A 17215-nucleotide genomic window follows, 5' to 3' on the forward strand; every position below is an offset into this window, starting at 1 on the left:
CCCGCATTGGCCCGACATCACAGGTGCGGCGATACTCTTTCGCGTAACAACGCTACGTCCAGCGCCACCGCGGGCCCTGCAAGGCCTCAACAGGACCCACCGGAGTCCCGCCCCGCTTCGGACGCTCCCGCCGGACAATCCGGATGCCTTCCGCCCGTCCGGCGTGATACTTCACTCGGTCATGACCGACCTTGAGACTCCCCGCCTCTTCCTCCGCCTGATGAGCGCCTCCGATGCCTTGCAGGTGATGGCGGGCAAGCCGGGAAACGGCGCCCGCTGGGCACTCGGATACCCGTCCCCCGGCGAGATGGCCGCGGCCGAGCGCTTCCTCGACACCTGCGCGACGACGGGTGATCCCAGCCCCTTCGGTTCGTACGAGATACGTCGCCGCGACAACGGAGAGGTGATCGGCGGGCTGGGATTCCATGGCGCTCCGGACGAGAACAGGCACGTCACGATCGGCTACGGCCTCGTCCCCTCGGCTCAGGGCATGGGTTACGCCTCCGAGGCGCTGCGCGCACTGCTCCTGTTCGCCCGCGACCAGGGTGTGAGCAGCGTGCACGGCGACACCGATCTGGACAACCTCGCGTCGCAGCACGTCATGACAGCCGTCGGTATGCACCTCGTGAAGGAGGACGCGCTGCTGAAGTACTACCGGATCGACTGGGAACAGCAGGCCGAGGAGTGAGTCCCCGCTCGACCGGCCCCTTGCCGGTATGCACAGCCGCCGGCCCGTCTGCACAGGACGGGACGACGGAACCCGCCGGGAAGCTCCCGGCGGGTTCCGATGCCTTCCGGTGGCCAGTGGCGCGTCGGTCAGCCGGCCGCGGTGGCAGCCCGGTTCGCCGCACCGTTTCCGGTCCTGACGGAGTCGGCCCTCGGCACGAGAAGCCGTTCCGTCAGCCAGCCGAAGACGAGGCCGAAGGTGATCCAGGCAGTGGCCTGCACGGCGAGCGTGGCCAGGCGGAACTCCCACAGCAGGCCGGCCGGGAAGTCCTTTCCGACCTCGTTGAACGAGGGCAGGAACGCGTAGGCGACCCCGATCACGACGACGTAGGCGGCGGATGCGGTGATCGTCGCGTTCCAGTTGCCCAGGCGTGGAGCCAGCCGCTTGCCGAAGATGACGGCAGCGACGGCCAGCAGCACGCCGAGGGCGGCCATCAGGAAGAACAGGGCGGTGCGTCGGCCGATCGTGTCGGGGTTGCCGACGGCCGGCGGGTTGGCCGGGTACTTCAGGAACGGCACGATGTACACCGTCAGCAGGGCCGCACCCGCGATCAGGGCGGCCGTGGCCCGCGGGCCGAATCTGCCGATCCGTCCGAGGGCGTAACAGAAGACGAGGGCGGCGATGCCGCCGATCGCCACACCGAAGACGAGCACACCGGTGGCAAGGCCGGCGGTGGACTGCATGGTGCGGCTGACGAGTTCCTCGCCGCCGCCGTGGTCATGGCTGTGCGCCTCTTCGAGAGCGATGGCCGCGTCCACCCGGGACTCGCCGAGGAAGTAGGCGACGACCAGAGCGAGCGCGCCCGCGGCGAGGCCGGCCAGCATGCCGCGGACGAGCAGGGCTCTGACAGATATGGAGTTCATGAGGATTTCCCCTGGATCGGACGGTACGTCAGTGGCAGGGGAAACCGAGGAGGTGGCGGCCGTCGTGGACCCATTCGTGGACACCTTCGCCGGAGATGACCGCGGTGGCGCCCTGCTCGGCGCCGACGAAGTACAGCAGTACGAGCATGAGAATGCCGAAGAAGACCGCCCAAGGGGCAATGGCCTTCAGGGAGATGGGGGTGATCGCCGGTACGGCGGTGGCGGGGGCAGCAGTCTGTGCCATGGCAGAACCTCCTGAGGGAACACGCGTCCCGTTCGTGGTGCCTGAGACGAAGGTGCTGGGTCTGACTTCCCGTACGGGTACGGGTACACAGTGGCGCGACCGTGCCGGATTCTCACCGGACTTCCGTCACACTTCGTCATGCTCATCGGACGATACCGCTTGGGAGCAGGCGCGGCCATGGTGCCGTCGGCGGGGCCGGAACGCCCGGATGCCATGGTGGGTGCAATTGAGGAGCCAGACTTCAGGGAGTTGACCCGGTCATGACGGTAAAGGTGATGTTGATCTCACCGGCGCTCAACGCCGCGCTGCGCGAGGCCCGCTTCGACGGCGATGCGCCGCTCGACACGGTCGGGCTCCGGCAGACCAGGGCCGCTTCGGCAGCGGTGCCTGCGGCCGACCTGTACGTCTGCGGGCCGTCCGAACGGTGCGCCCGGACCGCCGACGCGCTGGGGTTGCGCGCCGAGCACGAACTCGCGCTCCGTGGCTGGGACATGGGCCGGTGGAACGGGCAGCGGCTGGAGGAGGTGAGCGGGAGCGAGCCGGAGGCGGTGTCGGCCTGGATGACCGATCCTTCGGCGGCCCCGCACGGTGGCGAACCGTTGTTGGAGTTCTGCGCCAGGGTCGGCCGCTGGCTGGATTCCCTGCAACCCCTGTACGGCGACGAGGACGGCCGTGTGCTGGGGGTCGTCGAGCCTGCGGTGGTGCGGGCGGCGATCGTGCGGGCGCTCGCTCTCCCGACGGAGGCGTTCTGGCGGCTGGACGTCGCCCCGCTGACGCTGACCGGGCTCAGCGGCTGGTCCGGACGGTGGAACCTGCGCTGTGGGCAGCCACTGTCCCCCGCTCCGGGGGACTGACGCCCTGACGGCAGCGCGACACGGGACGCACGTCCGTCCTGGGCCGCACCAACCACGGATGACTGCAAGAAGTATGGTCCGTACCAAAGCCTTGACACGGTCTGGGTTCACTTCTTAAATCGCATACAGAACGAAGGCCTCTCCCCACGCACCCCCACGGTGAGGGTCTTGTCATATGCATGGCATTTCCATGCATGGCAGTCCCTCAATTCTCTGTACGGGAAGGACCCCCATGACCTCCCCCCATCTCACCCGACGCCTCCTGGTGTCCGCTCTCTGCGCACTCGCCCTCGTCTCGGCCTCCTCCGGTCTCGCGACCGGGGTGCCCCTGCCCGAACCACGGGCCACCGCGGCGGCAGCGTCATTCACCGACGATTTCGACGGCCCCGCGGGCTCCGCCGTCGACGGCGGCAAGTGGCAGATCGAGACCGGCGACAACGTCAACAACCATGAGCGGCAGTACTACACGGCCGGGAACAGCAACGCCGCACTCGACGGCCAGGGCCACCTCGTCATCACCGCACGCAGGGAAAATCCGAACAACTACCAGTGTTGGTACGGAAGTTGCGAGTACACCTCGGCACGGCTGAACACTTCCGGAAAGTTCTCCCAGACGTACGGACACGTCGAGGCCCGGATGAAGGTGCCGCGCGGTCAGGGCATGTGGCCCGCCTTCTGGTTGCTGGGCGACGACATCGGCCAGGTCGGCTGGCCCAATTCGGGCGAGATCGACGTCATGGAGAACGTCGGCTTCGAACCGTCCACGATCCATGGCACCTTGCACGGTCCAGGCTACTCCGGCTCCGGTGGGATCGGCGCCGCGTACACCCTGCCTGGCGGGCAGGCGTTCGCCGACGACTTCCACACCTTCGCCGTCGACTGGGCCCCCGACTCGGTGACCTGGTCGGTGGACGGCAACGTCTACCAGCGCCGCACGCCCGCCGATCTCGGTGGCAGCACCTGGGTGTTCAACAAGCCCTTCTTCCTGATCCTCAACCTCGCGGTCGGCGGCTACTGGCCGGGCGACCCGGACGGCAGCACCTCCTTCCCGCAGCAACTCGTCGTCGACCACGTGCGGGTCGCCACCAGCAATCTTCAGCCGCCGGCCTGACCGCCCCCGCCGCTCCGGGGTCGTCGGCCCTGCCGGTGACTCCTGGTCACAGCATGCGCAACTACTGGCTGCGGTGCCCGCATCCACCGAGGATGGCGACCGACCCGGGAGGTGGCGGAAAGGTGGCGCGGATCGCGGACCCTACGGCGGCGCTGCGGAACGGTGCGGTCGTGGAGACAGGACCGACCTCGGATCTGCTCACGGCACCTGAACACCCGTACACCCGAGCCCTGTTTGAGGCTTCGGCGAGGGTATTGCGCGCCACGAGGACCAGGCCGCCCGCACGCGGGAACTCCTGAGTCCGGTCGGACTCGGCCCCGAGCACCTCCACCGCCGCCCCGACCAGCTCTCCGGCGGCCGGCGCCGGCGGGTCGCCATCGCCCGCGCCCTCGCCCGTCCCCCGGGATCCTGGTGTGCGACGAGCCGGTCTCGGCGCTCGACGCATCGGCGCAGGCACAGATCCTGGATCTGCTGGATGACGTCCAACAGCGCCTGGGAACAGCCCTGTTGTCCGTTTCGGACTATCTGTCGGTGGTCCGGCGGATCAGTGACCGGGTACTGGTGATGAAGGACGCGCAGGTGGTGGAGGAGGGGACGGCCGAGGAGGTGTTCGACGCGCCGCGGCATCCGTACACGAAGTCGCTGCTCGCGGCCGTCGTCACGGTCGGTACGGATGCCGCCCCGCCCGGGGAGCTGCTGAAGACGGGCGGGCCGGGACCTACGCGTCCCGGTACGCCTCCAGCAGGCGCAGCCAGACCTCGCTGATCGTCGGATACGCGGGGACCGCGTGCCACAGCCGGTCGATGGGGACCTCGCCCGCGACCGCGATCGTCGCCGAGTGCAGCAGTTCGCCGATGCCCGGCCCGACGAACGTGACACCGAGCAGGATCTCCCGGTCGAGGTCGACAATCATGCGGGCGCGGCCTCGGTAGCCGTCCGCGTACAGGCCGGAGCCCGCCACCGCGGCGAGGTCGTGGTCGACGGCGCGTACGCGGTGGCCGGCCTCCTCGGCCTCGGCGAGGGTGAGGCCGACCGATGCGGCCTCGGGGTCGGTGAAGACGACCTGGGGGACGGCCGCATGGTCGGCGGTGGCCGCGTGGGCGCCCCAGCGGTCGCTCTCCAGCAGCGGCACACGCGCGGCGCGGGCGGCGATCGCGGCGCCCGCGATGCGTGCCTGGTACTTGCCCTGGTGCGTGAGGAGCGCCCGGTGGTTGACGTCGCCGACCGCGTAGAGCCAGGTGGTGCCTTCGACGCGGCAGCTGTCGTCGACGGCGAGCCAGGAGCCGGGCTTCAGGCCCACCGTTTCCAGGCCGAGGTCGTCGGTGCGCGGGGCGCGGCCGGTGGCGAAGAGGATCTCGTCGGCCTCGACGCGTTCTCCGTTGTTCAGCTCCACGGTGACCGGGCCGTCCGGGACCGCGCGCCGTACGGAGGTCGCCGAGACTCCGGTACGAATGTCGGCGCCCGCCTCCGTCAGTGCCTGGGCGACCAGCTCGCCCGCGAAGGGTTCCATCTTCGGCAGGAGTCCCTTGCCGCGGATCAGCATCGTCACCCGGGCGCCGAGGGCCTGCCAGACGGTGGCCATCTCCGTCCCGACCACGCCTCCGCCGACGATCAAGAGGCGGCCGGGTACCTTTTTGGCGCTCGTCGCCTCCCGGCTGGTCCAGGGGCGGGCGCCGTCGATGCCGGGCAGGGCGGGTACGACGGCGCGGCTGCCGGTGCAGACGGCGACGGCCTGCCGGGCGGTGAGCCGGTGTTCCGTGCCGTCGGGGGCGGTGACGGAGACCGTCTTCTTACCGGTGAGCCGACCCTGGCCACGGTAGATGTCCGCTCCGATGCCCTCCAGCCAGGCGGCCTGTCCGTCGTCCTTCCAGTGCGAGGCGTATTCGTCACGGTGGGCGAGGACCGCTGCCGTGTCCAGCGGTCCCTGCACGGCGTCGCTGAGGCCGGGGACCCGGCGGGCATCGGCACGGGCGACGACCGGGCGCAGCAGGGCCTTGCTGGGCATGCAGGCCCAGTACGAGCATTCGCCGCCGATGAGTTCCGCCTCGACGACGGCCGTGCTCAGCCCGGCTGCACGGGCCCGGTCGGCGACGTTCTCACCCACCGGACCCGCTCCGATCACCACGACGTCGTACTCGGTGTTCAGGGAAGCATCTGTCATGGGGACAGTCTGGTCGTGGGTGTGCGCGACGGCCACAGGGGCAGGCGGAATAGCGCAAGTACAGGCACGGTTGTGTCGGACAGGTCCGAACGGGCACAGGAAGAGGTAACAGAGCATGAGCACCGTTGAGCTCACCAAGGAAAACTTCGATCAGGTCGTCAGTGACAACGACTTCGTCCTGATCGACTTCTGGGCTTCCTGGTGCGGCCCGTGCCGGCAGTTCGCGCCGGTCTACGACGCGGCGTCGGAGCGCCACGGCGACCTGGTCTTCGCCAAGGTCGACACGGAGGCGCAGCAGGAACTGGCAGCGGCCTTCGAGATCCGTTCCATCCCGACACTGATGATCGTCCGGGACAATGTGGCGGTGTTCGCCCAGCCCGGCGCGCTGCCGGAGGCGACGCTGGAGGACATCATCGGGCAGGCCAGGAAGCTGGACATGGACGAGGTCCGCAAGTCCATCGAGGACCCGCAGAAGGAACAGAAGTAGGCTCCGCGCGCGCATGAGCAGGGTGAGGGGCCCGACCACACCGGTCGGGCCTCTTTCCGTGGCCTTCGGTGGCCTTCCGTGGCCGGAAACGGGCGGCCCGGCCTCAGCTGTCGGCCTTGCCCTCGGCGTTCTTCTCCTTGATCCGGACCGAGAGGCCGTAGTCCAGCTCGGCGCCGTCGACCAGCAGGGCCTCTACCGTGCGCGTCGCCGGGTCGATGTCCGCCACGATGCCTTCGCCCGAATACCGGGGGTAGCCCGATGCCCCCGTCTCGCCGGTCGCCGCCACGACCGCCGAACGGATGGCGCCGCCGGGCTGGGCGGCGTCGGTGGTGTCCTCGGCGAATCCGGGGACCAGCAGGATCTCGTAACTCTGCGGATGACTCATGGTCATGACGCTAAGCAAGCGGCGCGCGGTGCGCACGTTGTCGCGCTGCTGCACCGTGCGGAGTCGGCGGCTCAGCTGGACTCGCGGTGGACCGCCCGGGCCCACAGCAGGTCGTGGTGCTCGGGGGCACCGCCTGGGTGCTGCACCAGCCGGTCGACGAGGTCCGCCAGCGGCTGTGGCGTGGCCAGCTCCATCCGCACGCTGCTGAGCCGGGGCCGCAGCAGTCTGCCGAGCATCAGGTCGTCGGCGCCGACCACGGCCGTCTCGCGGGGCACCTCGACGCCCGCGTCCTGAAGGGCCCGCATCAGGAGCATCGCGTATTCGTCGTTGTACGCGAACACGGCATCGAGGCCCATGGTGCGCCAGCGGGCGGCCAGCCGGGCGGCCGATTCCTCCTCGTACCGCAGCGGCAGCGGTTCGATGCGGGCCCCGTGGCTCAGTGCGGCCTGCCGGGCTCCGGCCAGCCGGGGTTCGGCGAACAGGCCGAGGCCGCTTTCCTCGGGCATGACGACGCCGATGCGGCGCCGGCCCCGCTCCAGCAGATGTCCGGTCGCACAGCTGCCGACCTCCCGCTGGTCCATGACCAGCGCATGGGCACCGTCCACCGGCCGGGGCCCGAGGGTGATCACGGCCTTGGCTCCGGATCGCCTGAGTACGGATATACCCTGCGGGGTGAGGGCGATCGTGCCGAGTGCGATGACGGCGACGGGACGGAGTTCGGCCCAGGCGCGGGGCGCGTCGTCGGCGTCCAGACCGGTGCTGCCGTACTGGACCACCGTGTAGTCGAGGCGACGCAGCCCGGATTCCAGTTGGTGGAAGAAGCGGTGGTGGAGCGGGCCGGCCGGGAAGTTCATGGTGGGGAGCAGCACCATGCGGGTGTGTCCGGCGCGCAGGCTGCGGGCCGCCGCGTGCGGTACGTAGCCCAGTTCGGCGGCCGCTTCCCTGACCCGGCGGCGGGTGGGTTCGCTGATCCGCACGGACGCGTTGTTGTTCAGTACATAGGACACGGTGGCCCGGGAGACTCCGGCGAGCCGTGCCACATCGGCACTGGTCGGGACGGGGCCTTCGGCGGGCTGGTTCGGTAACTGGCTCATGGCGTCGGGCAGTCTTCCAGACCCGTGCGTCATGGGTACGCTCCGGGGCATGGATGACTCCTCGATGGTGGGACTGATCGGCCGGGTGACCGGGACGGTGGGGCCGGGGCTGGTCGGCGAGGTGATCGTACGGATCCGGGGCGGCGCCGAGCACTTCCTCGCGCATCCCGCCTCCGCGAAGGAACGAATCGAGCCGGGCACGGTGGTGACGGTGATCGAGTATCTGCCGCCGCGGACGGTGTATGTGGCTCGCGCATACGGTAGTTGAGGCTCCGGCGCGAGGGTCTTCACACCTTTCGTCGTCAAGAATTCGGCAAGCTTGCGCACGCGTCTTCTCCACCGCCACGAGCAGGAGAAGACTTCCCCTGTTCAGCGGTGCCGACGGGGCACTGCGATAAGGGGGCGCATGCCGATGGTCATCGGCGTCACGGCGGGTCTCGTACTCGCCGCCATCATTGTGTTGATCGGCCTGTTCAAGCTGATGTGGCGAGTGGCCGAGCCGAACGAAGCACTCGTCATCTCCGGTTCCAAGCACAAGACCGAGGGCCTCGGGCAGGGCATGGGGTTCCGGATCGTCACTGGTCACGGCACGCTCGTCCTGCCCGGGGTCCAAGCGGTGCGGAAGATGTCCCTGGACCTCAACGAGACCGAACTGTCGGTCGATTGCGTCACGCATCAGGGGATTCCGCTGCGGGTGCGGGGCGTTGTCATCTTCAAGGTGGGTGACGACTTCGTGTCGATCGCCAATGCGGCCCGCCGCTTCCTCGACCAGCAGAAGATGATGTCGGAGCGGGTGCACAACGTGTTTGCCGGTCATCTGCGTTCCATCGTGGGCGGGTTGACGGTCGAGGACATGATCCGGGACCGGGAGAAGCTCACCGGGCAGACCCGGGCGGCGTGCGGGACCGAGATGGAGAAGCTCGGGCTGATCGTCGACTCGCTGCAGATCCATGAGATCGAGGACCCGACGGGCTACATCAAGAACCTGGCGATGCCGCATGCGGCGGCGGTGCAGCGGGATGCCCGGATAGCGCAGGCCGAGGCCAACCGGCGGGCCACCGAGGCGGAGCAGCAGGCCGCCGCCCGGATGTCGGAGGCGACCCGCGACAGCGAGATCCTGCAGGCCGGGTATCAGGCCGAGCGCGACAAGGCCGCGGCCAGCTCCCGGCAGGCGGGTCCGCTGGCCGACGCGGCAGCGCGGCAGGAGGTCGTGGTCCAGGAGACCAGGGTCGCCGAACTGGAGGCCCAGCGGCGCGAGCAGCAGCTGCAGGCCGATGTGCGCAAGCCCGCGGACGCCCAGGCGTACGAGAAGCGCACCCTGGCCGAGGGCGAGCGCGACGCCCGGATCTCGGCGGCCGAGGCGAAGGCGCGGGAGACGGAGCTCGCCGCGGTCGCGGAGGCCAACCGGGTCAAGACAGCGGCGCTCGCGGAGGCCGAGGCGACGAAGGCGCGCGGCGCCGCCGCCGCGACGGCGACCAGGGCGACGGGTGAGGCGGAGGCCGCCGCGGCCCAGGCCAAGGGGCTGGCACTGGCCGAGGCGACCCGCGCCAAGGGCCTCGCCGAGGCGGAGGCGATCAAGGCCAGGGCCGCGGCCCTGGCGGAGAACCAGGAGGCGGTGGTCGCCCAGCAGCTGGCCGAGAAGTGGCCGGAGATCGTCGAGGCCGGCGCGGGCGCCTTCAGCAGCGTGGACCACATGGTGCTGCTGAACGGGGCCGACGGCATGTCGGACATGTTCGCGAAGGCGCTGACGATGGGTGGCACGGGCCTTGGACTGGCCCGGCAGCTGCTGTCGACGATGAGTCAGGACCGCCCGGCGGAACCAGCGTCCAAGGTCAACGGGGTCACGCCGGCCGCTGCGCCCTCGCCGCGTAAGCAGCACATTCCGGTGACGGGTGATCAGGAGGGTGGCACGCCTTCCTGACAGGTCCGGTAGGCCGTGGCCGGTGCACGCCCCTCAGCCTCGGGCGAGCACCGGCCACGGCTCCGGGCCCTCGAAGCCGGGCGTGCGGCCTGCTGCCCGTTCACCGGCGGCACGCTGCTCGCCGTGCAGCTCTCCAGCAAGCAGCACGACCGGGACCGCGAGTGGGTGGCGCTCGGGGCCGGACCGTGGGACAGCTCGGGCCGCCCGCCCTGGGTCGGTCTGGACCGGGTACTGCGGGTGCACGAGGACGGGATGCGGCGTGAGGCGTGCGCTCTGGACCGGGACCGGTTCGATTCTGTCGTCGGCCGGCTGTGGGAGCGCTACGACTGGAACTGACCGCTGAACGTCCGGGCGAAGGCGGATCTGGTGGCGGATTCGGGGCTGCGGTCGAGGATGCCGAAGACGATCTGCTCGAAGTGCCCGGCGAACCTGCCGTCGTCCAGCAGCAGCGCCCGGAACGCACCGGCCACCTGCGCCGGATCGTTGCGGAACACACCGCAGCCCCAGGCGCCCAGCACCAGCCTTCGGTACCCGCGCACCGCCGCGACCTCCAGCACCCGCTCGGCCCGGGACGCGAGCGCGGCGGGGATGCGGTGCGCGTCCTCGGGGGTGCGGCTGCGGATGACTCCGGCGTTGGGTGCCGGGGAGGTGAGGAAGCCCGCGGTGTACGGGGTTTCGAGCAGCCGCCCCCGGTCGTCGCGGAACACCGGTACGCCCGGTGAGTGAATCACCCGATCGGTGTAGAAGGCGCTGCGTTCTGTGCGGTGGTGGGCGTAGTAGTCGGGGGCGCGCAGCAGCGTGGCGTACAGGGCGGAGCCGCGGCACAGGGCTTCCTCCTGGGCCTGTGCGCCGTTGAGGTAGCCGCCTCCGGGATTGCGGGCGGAGGCGTAGTTCAGGACAGCGACCTTGCCGGGCCCTTCGCCGGCCATCCGGCGCGCCGCCTGCAGACTGCTCTCGTCGGTGACCTCGACGACCGCGGTGCGGTCGGAGTCGAGTGCCGCGACCGGTACCGGCTCGGGGCCGTACAGCCTGGTACCCGACAGTGCGGTGGTCAGCGCACGCTCGATGCTCACCTCCCGCCCTTCCTGCGTGCGGTAGCGGCCGGCCTCGACAATGGCTTCGGTCTCTCGCGCGATGCCGCGCAGCCGTGCGCTCATCGGTACTCCCCCGTGTGGTGCATACGGGGCATGCTCTGCGCTCCAGCGGCATGGATGCAACTGTATTTCCAACGCACAGGGGCACCCTTGTGCGATCTCCCCACAGGGGTTTGGCTGGTACGGACGAACCGAGCAGAAGGAGGCCCCGGCATGTCATCCGACACACCCGGAGACCACGGTCCGCCCGGCCAGGCCCCGCCCCTCGGCGAGGACGAGGCGGAGGATTTACTGCGCTGCATCTGTTTCAAGACCGGACCGCCCCGAACGGTCGGCGTTGAACTCGAATGGCTCATTCACCACCGGGATCAGCCCCGCGTCCCTGTTCCCCACCACCGTCTCGACGCGGCCGCCGACATCCTCCGGGCCCTGCCCCTGAGTGCGGCGCTCACCTTCGAACCCGGCGGCCAGCTGGAGCTCAGCTCGCGCCCCGCCGGCTCCCTGATGGCGTGCATCGATGCCACCGCCGCCGATCTCACGGCAGTACGTGACGCCCTGGACCGGGTGGATCTCGAACCGGTGGGTCTCGGCGTCGATCCGTGGCATCCACCGCGCCGTCTGCTGCACGAGCCCCGCTACGACGCCATGGAGATCTCGTTCGACCGGTCGGGACCGGCCGGCCGCGCCATGATGTGCAGCACCGCTTCCGTCCAGGTATGTCTGGACGCAGGAGAGGAGGAACCGGGCCCGCTCGGCTACGGGCGGCGCTGGCAGCTGTCCCATCTGCTGGGCGCGGTGCTGGTGGCGGTGTTCGCCAACTCACCGTTCCAGTTCGGCCGCCCGACACCGTGGCGGTCCACCCGGCAGTCGTTCTGGGCCGACCTCGATCCATGGCGGTCCCTGGCACCGCCCGGCTGTCTGCCGCCGCGCGACGCCTGGGCCACCCATGTCCTGGACACCCCGGTGATGTGCATCCGGGACGACGAGGGGCCATGGGCAGTGCCGGACGGTCTGACCCTCCGCGACTGGATCCGCACCGGCACGCCGAGACCACCGGTGCGCGCCGACCTCGACTACCACATCAGCACCCTCTTTCCGCCCGTGCGCCCGCGCGGACATCTTGAGCTGCGCATGATCGACGCGCAGCACGGCGCGGACGGGTGGCTGGTGCCACTCGCCGTCACCACTGCCCTGTTCGACGACCCGGAGGCCGCCGAGACCGTGTACCGCACCGTCAAACCACTGGCCGAGACGGCCGGGTCACGGCCCGCGCCGCGCAATCCGCTCTGGGTGGGCGCCGCCCGCGACGGCCTGACCGATCCCGAACTGCGGTCGGCGGCCGTCACCTGCTTCGAACTCGCGCTGGAGGCGCTGCCCCGGATGGGAGCGACCACGGCCGTGCAGGAGGCGGTGGCGGACTTCAACGACCGCTTCGTCGCCCGGGGCCGATGTCCGGCCGACGATCTTCCCGAACTGCTCGCGCCGGGTTCAGCGGGTGATTCGGGCCATCGCTTCGAGGGGCCCCGCTGATGACCGACTCCCCCACGCCCGCCGCATCCGGTCCGCACAGTCCGGCCGGACCGGACGAGGCGGACACCGAGGCGCTCCGGCAGCGCGCCCTCGCCGCGCTGGTCACCGCCCGCGAACGCACCACACTTCTCACCGACAGCGTGGACGACCATGAACTGACCGCCCAGCACTCGCCGTTGATGTCCCCCCTGGTCTGGGACCTCGCGCACATCGGCAATCAGGAGGAGCTGTGGCTGCTGCGCGGGGTGGCCGGGCGGGAGGCGATGCGCCCGGAGATCGACGGGCTGTACGACGCCTTCGAGTATCCCCGGGCGACCCGTCCCTCGCTGCCGCTGCTGGCGCCCGCCGAGGCCCGTGTCTACGCCGCGGAGGTCCGTGGTCGCGCGCTGGACGTACTCGACGGCACGGCACTGCACGGTGACCGCCCGCTGGTGCGGGCCGGATTCGCCTTCGGCATGATCGCCCAGCATGAACAGCAGCACGACGAAACGATGCTGATCACCCATCAACTCAGATCGGGACCTGCCGTTCTGACCGCGCCGGTTCCTCCGCCCGCACCCGCCGACGCGGCGGGCCTCCCTGCCGAAGTACTGGTCCCGGGCGGCCCGTTCACCATGGGTACGTCCACCGAGCCGTGGGCCCTGGACAACGAACGCCCCGCCCGTGTGCGCGACGTGCCGGACTTCTTCATCGACACGACCCCGGTCACCTGCGGCGCGTACCAGGGGTTCATCGAGGACGGCGGCTACACCGAGCGGTGCTGGTGGGCCCCCGAGGGCTGGGCCATGGTCCGCGAGCACGAACTGGCCGCTCCGCTGTTCTGGCACCGGGACGCCGGTCAGTGGCTGCGCCGCCGCTTCGGAGTGACCGAGACAGTCCCCGCGACCGAGCCGGTGCTCCATGTCAGCTGGTACGAGGCGGACGCATACGCCCGCTGGGCCGGTCGCCGGCTGCCCTCGGAAGCGGAATGGGAGAAGGCGGCACGCCATGACCCGGCGTCGGGCCGTTCACTGCGCTATCCGTGGGGCGACGAGGACCCGACTCCCGAGCGGGCCAACCTGGGTCAGCGCCATCTGCGGCCGGCGCCTGCGGGGGCGTACGCCGCGGGCAGGTCGCCGCTCGGCGTGCGGCAGCTGATCGGTGACGTATGGGAGTGGACGTCGAGCGACTTCCTCCCCTATCCCGGCTTCGCGGCGTTCCCGTATCGCGAGTACTCCGAGGTGTTCTTCGGACCGGCACACAAGGTGCTGCGCGGCGGTTCCTTCGCCGTGGACCCGGTGGCGTGCCGGGGGACGTTCCGCAACTGGGACCTGCCGGTGCGGCGCCAGATCTTCTCCGGATTCCGTACCGCGAGGGATTTCTGATGTGTCGTCATATCGCATATCTGGGCCCGCCGGTGGCTCTCGGCGAGGTGCTGACACGACCGCCCCACAGCCTTGTGCACCAGTCCTGGGCTCCGAGACACCAGCGGCATGGGACCGTCAACGCCGACGGTTTCGGCGTCGGCTGGTACGCGGACGGCGATCCGGTGCCCGGCCGCTACCGGCGCCAGGGACCGGTCTGGGGCGATCAGACGTTCGCCGATCTGGCCAGAGTGGTGCGCAGTCCGGCGCTGCTCGCCGCGGTACGTGACGCCACCGAGGCGGGCGCCGACGGCGAGGCTGCGGCCGCACCGTTCGCCGCCGGACGGCTGCTGTTCAGCCACAACGGCGCGGTGAAGGGCTGGCCCGAGTCCCTGGCACCGCTCGCCACCGCGCTGCCCCCGGCCGAACTGCTGACCCTCGCCGCCCGCTGCGACTCGGCCCTGGTCTGGGCCCTCGTACGGCACCGCCTCGCCGACGGCGACGAACTGCCACAAGCCGTCGCCGACACCGTGCTCGACGTGGCGGCTGCGGCGCCAAAATCGAGGCTGAATCTGCTGCTCACCGACGGCACCACGATCGTGGCGACGGCCTGGGGAGACACCCTGTGGTATCTCGCCGAGCCCGGCCTGCGCACGGTCGTGGCCTCGGAGCCGTACGACGACGATCCGCACTGGCGCACGGTCCCCGACCGGACGTTGCTGACTGCGACCCGCGCCGAAGTTCTGCTGACCCCGTTCAAGGAGCCCACTGAGTGAGTCCCTTTCTGCTGACCCGCACCCTGCCGGCGGACGCGACGGACGCGGCGCTGCGCGCCGATGTGCTGCACGGCCTGACCCGGCACCCGAAGACACTGCCGCCCAAGTGGTTCTACGACGCGCACGGCAGTGACCTGTTCGAGGAGATCACCCGGCTTCCCGAGTACTACCCGACCCGCGCCGAGCGCGAGATCCTGATCGACCGCGCCGAGGAGATCGCCGCGGCGTCCGGGGCGCAGACCCTGATCGAGCTGGGATCGGGGTCGTCGGAGAAGACCCGGCACCTGCTGGACGCGCTGCCCGCGCTGCACAGCTATGTGCCGGTCGATGTGAGCGAGAGCGCGCTGCGCGGCGCCGCCGAGGCCCTGCTCGCGCAGCGGCCCGACCTCTCCGTGCACGCCCTGATCGCCGACTTCACGGGCGGTCTCGCGCTGCCCGGCACCCCGGGGCCGCGGCTGATCGCGTTCCTGGGCGGCACGATCGGCAATCTGCTGCCCGACGAGCGGTCGGTGTTCCTGAAGTCGGTTCGGTCGCTGCTCTCCCCCGGCGACGCGCTGCTGCTCGGCACGGACCTGGTGAAGGACGAGAAGGTGCTGGTCGCCGCTTACGACGATGCGGCCGGGGTGACGGCGGAGTTCAACAAGAACGTCCTCAGGGTCGTGAACCGGGCGCTGGGCGCGGACTTCGACCCGGCCGACTTCGATCACGTGGCGCTCTGGGACCCGGAGCGGGAGTGGATCGAGATGCGGCTGCGGGCCCGCGAGGCACTCACGGTGAAGGTCCCGGACCTGGATCTAGTGGTGGCCTTCGGGGCCGGCGAGGAGTTGCGTACCGAAGTGTCGGCCAAATTCCGAAAGGAGGGCATCCGGGCCGAACTCGCCGCGGCCGGTCTGAGCATGGATCAGTGGTGGACGGACTCCGGGGACCGGTTCGCGCTGTCGTTGGCGACGGCGGTCTGAGCAAGACGGGCCAGGGCACGGCGGTCCGGGCAGTCGCCCGCCGGAATCTGCGGCAGGACGCGGATCTCCGCGGTCAGCCCGGCCGCCGTCACCACCCGCCACAGTGACGCGATGAGCGGATCGTCTCCGACGAACGCGGCCGCACCGGCCGGGGCCGTGTGCTCCGCCGGAGCGGCGCGGTAGGTGATGCGTACCGGTTGAATGGCGGAGTTCGCGTCGATCGCGGCCTGGAACACGGCAGGCCCGAACCGCCCGCCGCCGCGCCCGCACCAGGTGGTGCCCTCCGGAAAGGCGACCACCCGTGAACCATCGCGCAGTGCCGCCGCGATGTCGCGCACGGTCGTGGGCAGTGCGCGAAACCGTTCACGTTCGACGAAGAGCGTGCCGCCGACGGCGGCGAGCCGGCCGAGCAGCGGCCAGTTCCGTATCTCGCTCTTGGCCAGCATCCGGCCGGGGAACACGGCCGCGACGAGCGGGATGTCCAGCCATGAGATGTGGTTCGCGACGACGAGCGTGCCCGGTGCGCCTGCCCCGGGTGGGCCGACGACCCGCACACGTACCCCGAAGGCCCGCACAACCCCGTACGCCCAGAGCCGGATCAACCGCTCCCGGCGTACCGCGCCGAGCAGCAGCACGAACGGGGCACCCAGCACCCCGGCCAGGATGAACGCGCACCCGGCGAGCAGCAGGACCACGGCCGCCGTGCGGCCCCGCGTGCGTCCGTCGTGACCTGCGCAGGTGAGCGGGGTGCAGGGTGAGGTGGGCAGCCAGGGGTTCACCGCAGTGGGGCGAGTGCGAGGAAGTGCCGCAGATAGCGCGGGTCGGTGCGGCGCAGCGACAGCAGTACGTACAGGTCGGCGACGTTGAAGTCGGGGTCGTACGCGGGCGCCCCGCAGACCCGGGCGCCCAGTCGCAGATAGCCGCGGAGAAGGGGAGGGAGCGTGGAGAGTCCGGTGGGCACGTCTCCGCGGCCTGCGGATCCGGCGGCGGGCTGCCAGAGGCGGTGGGGGGTGACCCAGTGGTCCTCGGGCGCCAGGTGCTTCGTCCGTACGGTTTCCCAGGCCCCGGCCGCGGCGACGCCGCCGTCGGCGAGGGGTATCGAGCAGCAGCCGGCCAGCCAGTTGTGCCCGGTGCGTTCCATGTAGCGGGCAAGTCCGGCCCAGATCAGCGCGATGACGGCGCCGTCCCGGTGGGCCGGGTGGACACAGGACCGGCCGACCTCGACCAGGTCGTCGCGGATCGGTCCGAGCCGCCCGAGGTCGAACTCGCTCTCCGCGTAGAGGCGCCCGGCCATCCGCGCCCGGTCGGGCGGCAGCAGGCGGTAGGTGGCGACGACATCGCCGGTGGTCTCCTCCCGTACCAGCAGATGGTCGCAGTAGGCATCGAACGCGTCGCTGTCCAGACCGGGTTCGGCTCCCTCCAGCCTGGCACCGAGCTCACCGGCGAAAACCTGATGGCGCAGGCGCTGGGCGGCACGCACGTCTTCCTGGTCGACGGCGAGGGACACCCGGTAGCGCGACGGGGCGGGAGGGGCGGGCTGCGCGGGAACGACGGGGGCGGCGGGGAGAGAGGTGACGGGCAGCGCGTTCATGACGGTCTCCGGGGACGGATCGGCAAGGGCGGCCGCCGGGCCTTCGCACTGCTGTGAAGGCCCGGCCCCTTACTT

Annotated in this window: 19 protein-coding genes, 3 pseudogenes and 1 riboswitch; of the genes and pseudogenes, 14 read left to right on the top strand and 8 right to left on the bottom strand. The window is 70.6% G+C overall.

The genetic code is table 11. The features are described 5' to 3' along the window. The first annotated feature begins 181 nt into the window (after positions 1-181). Positions 182-688 carry a GNAT family N-acetyltransferase gene (locus NRF20_RS05100; RefSeq protein ID WP_413752090.1) on the top strand — a complete coding sequence of 169 codons (507 nt, stop codon included), beginning with the start codon at positions 182-184 and terminating at the stop codon, positions 686-688. A 128-nt stretch (positions 689-816) separates the two neighbouring features. Here NRF20_RS05100 and NRF20_RS05105 read toward each other — a convergent pair whose 3' ends face one another. Both NRF20_RS05105 and NRF20_RS05110 read right to left on the bottom strand, forming a co-directional pair. Beyond that, entirely contained in the window at positions 817-1590 is a 774-nt protein-coding gene (locus NRF20_RS05105) for a CbtA family protein (RefSeq protein ID WP_413752091.1), read from the bottom strand. A 28-nt stretch (positions 1591-1618) separates the two neighbouring features. Then, positions 1619-1834: a CbtB domain-containing protein gene (locus tag NRF20_RS05110; protein WP_124720415.1), complete on the bottom strand. Its 216-nt coding sequence runs from the start codon at positions 1832-1834 to the stop codon at positions 1619-1621. Positions 1835-1879: 45 nt separating this feature from the next. Beyond that, positions 1880-1972, bottom strand: a riboswitch (adenosylcobalamin (AdoCbl) riboswitch). 122 nt (positions 1973-2094) lie between these two features. On the opposite strand from NRF20_RS05110, the gene NRF20_RS05115 reads away from it, so the two are divergent. The 5 genes and pseudogenes from NRF20_RS05115 to NRF20_RS05135 all read left to right on the top strand — a co-directional run bounded on the left by NRF20_RS05115 (position 2095) and on the right by NRF20_RS05135 (position 4564). Then, positions 2095-2688, top strand: coding sequence for a histidine phosphatase family protein (locus NRF20_RS05115; protein ID WP_413752092.1), 594 nt, complete (start codon positions 2095-2097; stop codon positions 2686-2688). 232 nt (positions 2689-2920) lie between these two features. Continuing rightward, positions 2921-3781, top strand: a pseudogene (locus NRF20_RS05120) (family 16 glycosylhydrolase); the annotation flags it as partial. 110 nt (positions 3782-3891) lie between these two features. Then, complete coding sequence (locus NRF20_RS05125) at positions 3892-4098, top strand: hypothetical protein (protein WP_413752093.1); 207 nt, start codon at positions 3892-3894, stop codon at positions 4096-4098. Further along, a pseudogene (locus tag NRF20_RS05130) lies at positions 4095-4142 on the top strand (hypothetical protein); the annotation flags it as partial. The gene NRF20_RS05125 and the pseudogene NRF20_RS05130, both read left to right, overlap by 4 nt. Before the next feature lie 68 nt (positions 4143-4210). Beyond that, positions 4211-4564: a hypothetical protein gene (locus tag NRF20_RS05135; RefSeq protein ID WP_398634304.1), complete on the top strand. Its 354-nt coding sequence runs from the start codon at positions 4211-4213 to the stop codon at positions 4562-4564. On the opposite strand, the gene NRF20_RS05140 is transcribed toward NRF20_RS05135, so the two are convergent. Then, on the bottom strand, positions 4518-5960 hold the full coding sequence (locus NRF20_RS05140) for a dihydrolipoyl dehydrogenase family protein (RefSeq protein ID WP_398634293.1): 1443 nt from the start codon (positions 5958-5960) through the stop codon (positions 4518-4520). The genes NRF20_RS05135 and NRF20_RS05140 overlap by 47 nt on opposite strands. 115 nt (positions 5961-6075) lie before the next feature. Between NRF20_RS05140 and trxA the strand changes: the two genes are divergently transcribed. Then, positions 6076-6447, top strand: a complete 372-nt coding sequence (gene trxA, locus NRF20_RS05145) for a thioredoxin (RefSeq protein WP_266355331.1) — start codon at positions 6076-6078, stop codon at positions 6445-6447. A gap of 103 nt (positions 6448-6550) precedes the next feature. Here the strand turns inward: trxA and NRF20_RS05150 are convergent, their stop codons facing one another. Further along, entirely contained in the window at positions 6551-6832 is a 282-nt protein-coding gene (locus NRF20_RS05150) for a hypothetical protein (RefSeq protein ID WP_398634292.1), read from the bottom strand. A gap of 71 nt (positions 6833-6903) precedes the next feature. Further along, positions 6904-7926, bottom strand: coding sequence for a LacI family DNA-binding transcriptional regulator (locus NRF20_RS05155; RefSeq protein ID WP_413752094.1), 1023 nt, complete (start codon positions 7924-7926; stop codon positions 6904-6906). 49 nt (positions 7927-7975) lie between these two features. Here NRF20_RS05155 and NRF20_RS05160 point away from each other — a divergent pair, with 49 nt between their 5' ends. The 3 genes and pseudogenes from NRF20_RS05160 to NRF20_RS05170 all read left to right on the top strand — a co-directional run. Then, positions 7976-8194: a hypothetical protein gene (locus NRF20_RS05160; protein WP_093897988.1), complete on the top strand. Its 219-nt coding sequence runs from the start codon at positions 7976-7978 to the stop codon at positions 8192-8194. A gap of 138 nt (positions 8195-8332) precedes the next feature. After that, entirely contained in the window at positions 8333-9847 is a 1515-nt protein-coding gene (locus NRF20_RS05165) for a flotillin family protein (RefSeq protein WP_398634290.1), read from the top strand. A gap of 108 nt (positions 9848-9955) precedes the next feature. After that, a pseudogene (locus NRF20_RS05170) lies at positions 9956-10183 on the top strand (type II toxin-antitoxin system PemK/MazF family toxin); the annotation flags it as partial. Here the strand turns inward: NRF20_RS05170 and NRF20_RS05175 are convergent. Next, positions 10168-11004 (bottom strand): TIGR02452 family protein, encoded by an 837-nt coding sequence (locus tag NRF20_RS05175; protein WP_398634289.1) that lies wholly within the window; start codon positions 11002-11004, stop codon positions 10168-10170. The pseudogene NRF20_RS05170 and the gene NRF20_RS05175 sit on opposite strands and share 16 nt — an antisense overlap. Positions 11005-11154: 150 nt before the next feature. Between NRF20_RS05175 and egtA the strand changes: the two genes are divergently transcribed. Genes egtA through egtD form a run of 4 tightly spaced genes read left to right on the top strand, consistent with a single transcriptional unit; the run spans position 11155 to position 15549 of the window. Further along, entirely contained in the window at positions 11155-12471 is a 1317-nt protein-coding gene (gene egtA / locus NRF20_RS05180) for an ergothioneine biosynthesis glutamate--cysteine ligase EgtA (RefSeq protein ID WP_398634288.1), read from the top strand. Beyond that, positions 12471-13835, top strand: a complete 1365-nt coding sequence (egtB, locus tag NRF20_RS05185) for an ergothioneine biosynthesis protein EgtB (protein ID WP_413752095.1) — start codon at positions 12471-12473, stop codon at positions 13833-13835. The genes egtA and egtB overlap by 1 nt, the downstream gene beginning before the upstream one ends. After that, entirely contained in the window at positions 13835-14590 is a 756-nt protein-coding gene (gene egtC, locus NRF20_RS05190) for an ergothioneine biosynthesis protein EgtC (RefSeq protein WP_413752096.1), read from the top strand. Before egtB ends, egtC begins: the two co-directional genes overlap by 1 nt. Further along, positions 14587-15549 carry an L-histidine N(alpha)-methyltransferase gene (gene egtD / locus NRF20_RS05195; RefSeq protein WP_398634285.1) on the top strand — a complete coding sequence of 321 codons (963 nt, stop codon included), beginning with the start codon at positions 14587-14589 and terminating at the stop codon, positions 15547-15549. Before egtC ends, egtD begins: the two co-directional genes overlap by 4 nt. On the opposite strand, the gene NRF20_RS05200 is transcribed toward egtD, so the two are convergent. Together NRF20_RS05200 and NRF20_RS05205 are read right to left on the bottom strand one after the other, a co-directional pair. Continuing rightward, the gene (locus NRF20_RS05200; protein ID WP_398634284.1) at positions 15492-16328 is read right to left on the bottom strand and encodes a lysophospholipid acyltransferase family protein; all 837 of its coding nucleotides are present in this window, start codon (positions 16326-16328) and stop codon (positions 15492-15494) included. The two genes, egtD and NRF20_RS05200, sit on opposite strands and share 58 nt — an antisense overlap. Beyond that, positions 16325-17140, bottom strand: a complete 816-nt coding sequence (locus NRF20_RS05205) for a GNAT family N-acetyltransferase (RefSeq protein ID WP_398634283.1) — start codon at positions 17138-17140, stop codon at positions 16325-16327. The genes NRF20_RS05200 and NRF20_RS05205 overlap by 4 nt, the downstream gene beginning before the upstream one ends. Positions 17141-17215: the final 75 nt, after the last annotated feature.

The sequence above is a fragment of the Streptomyces sp. R-74717 genome, from assembly GCF_047305335.1.
GTDB lineage: Bacteria > Actinomycetota > Actinomycetes > Streptomycetales > Streptomycetaceae > Streptomyces > Streptomyces atratus.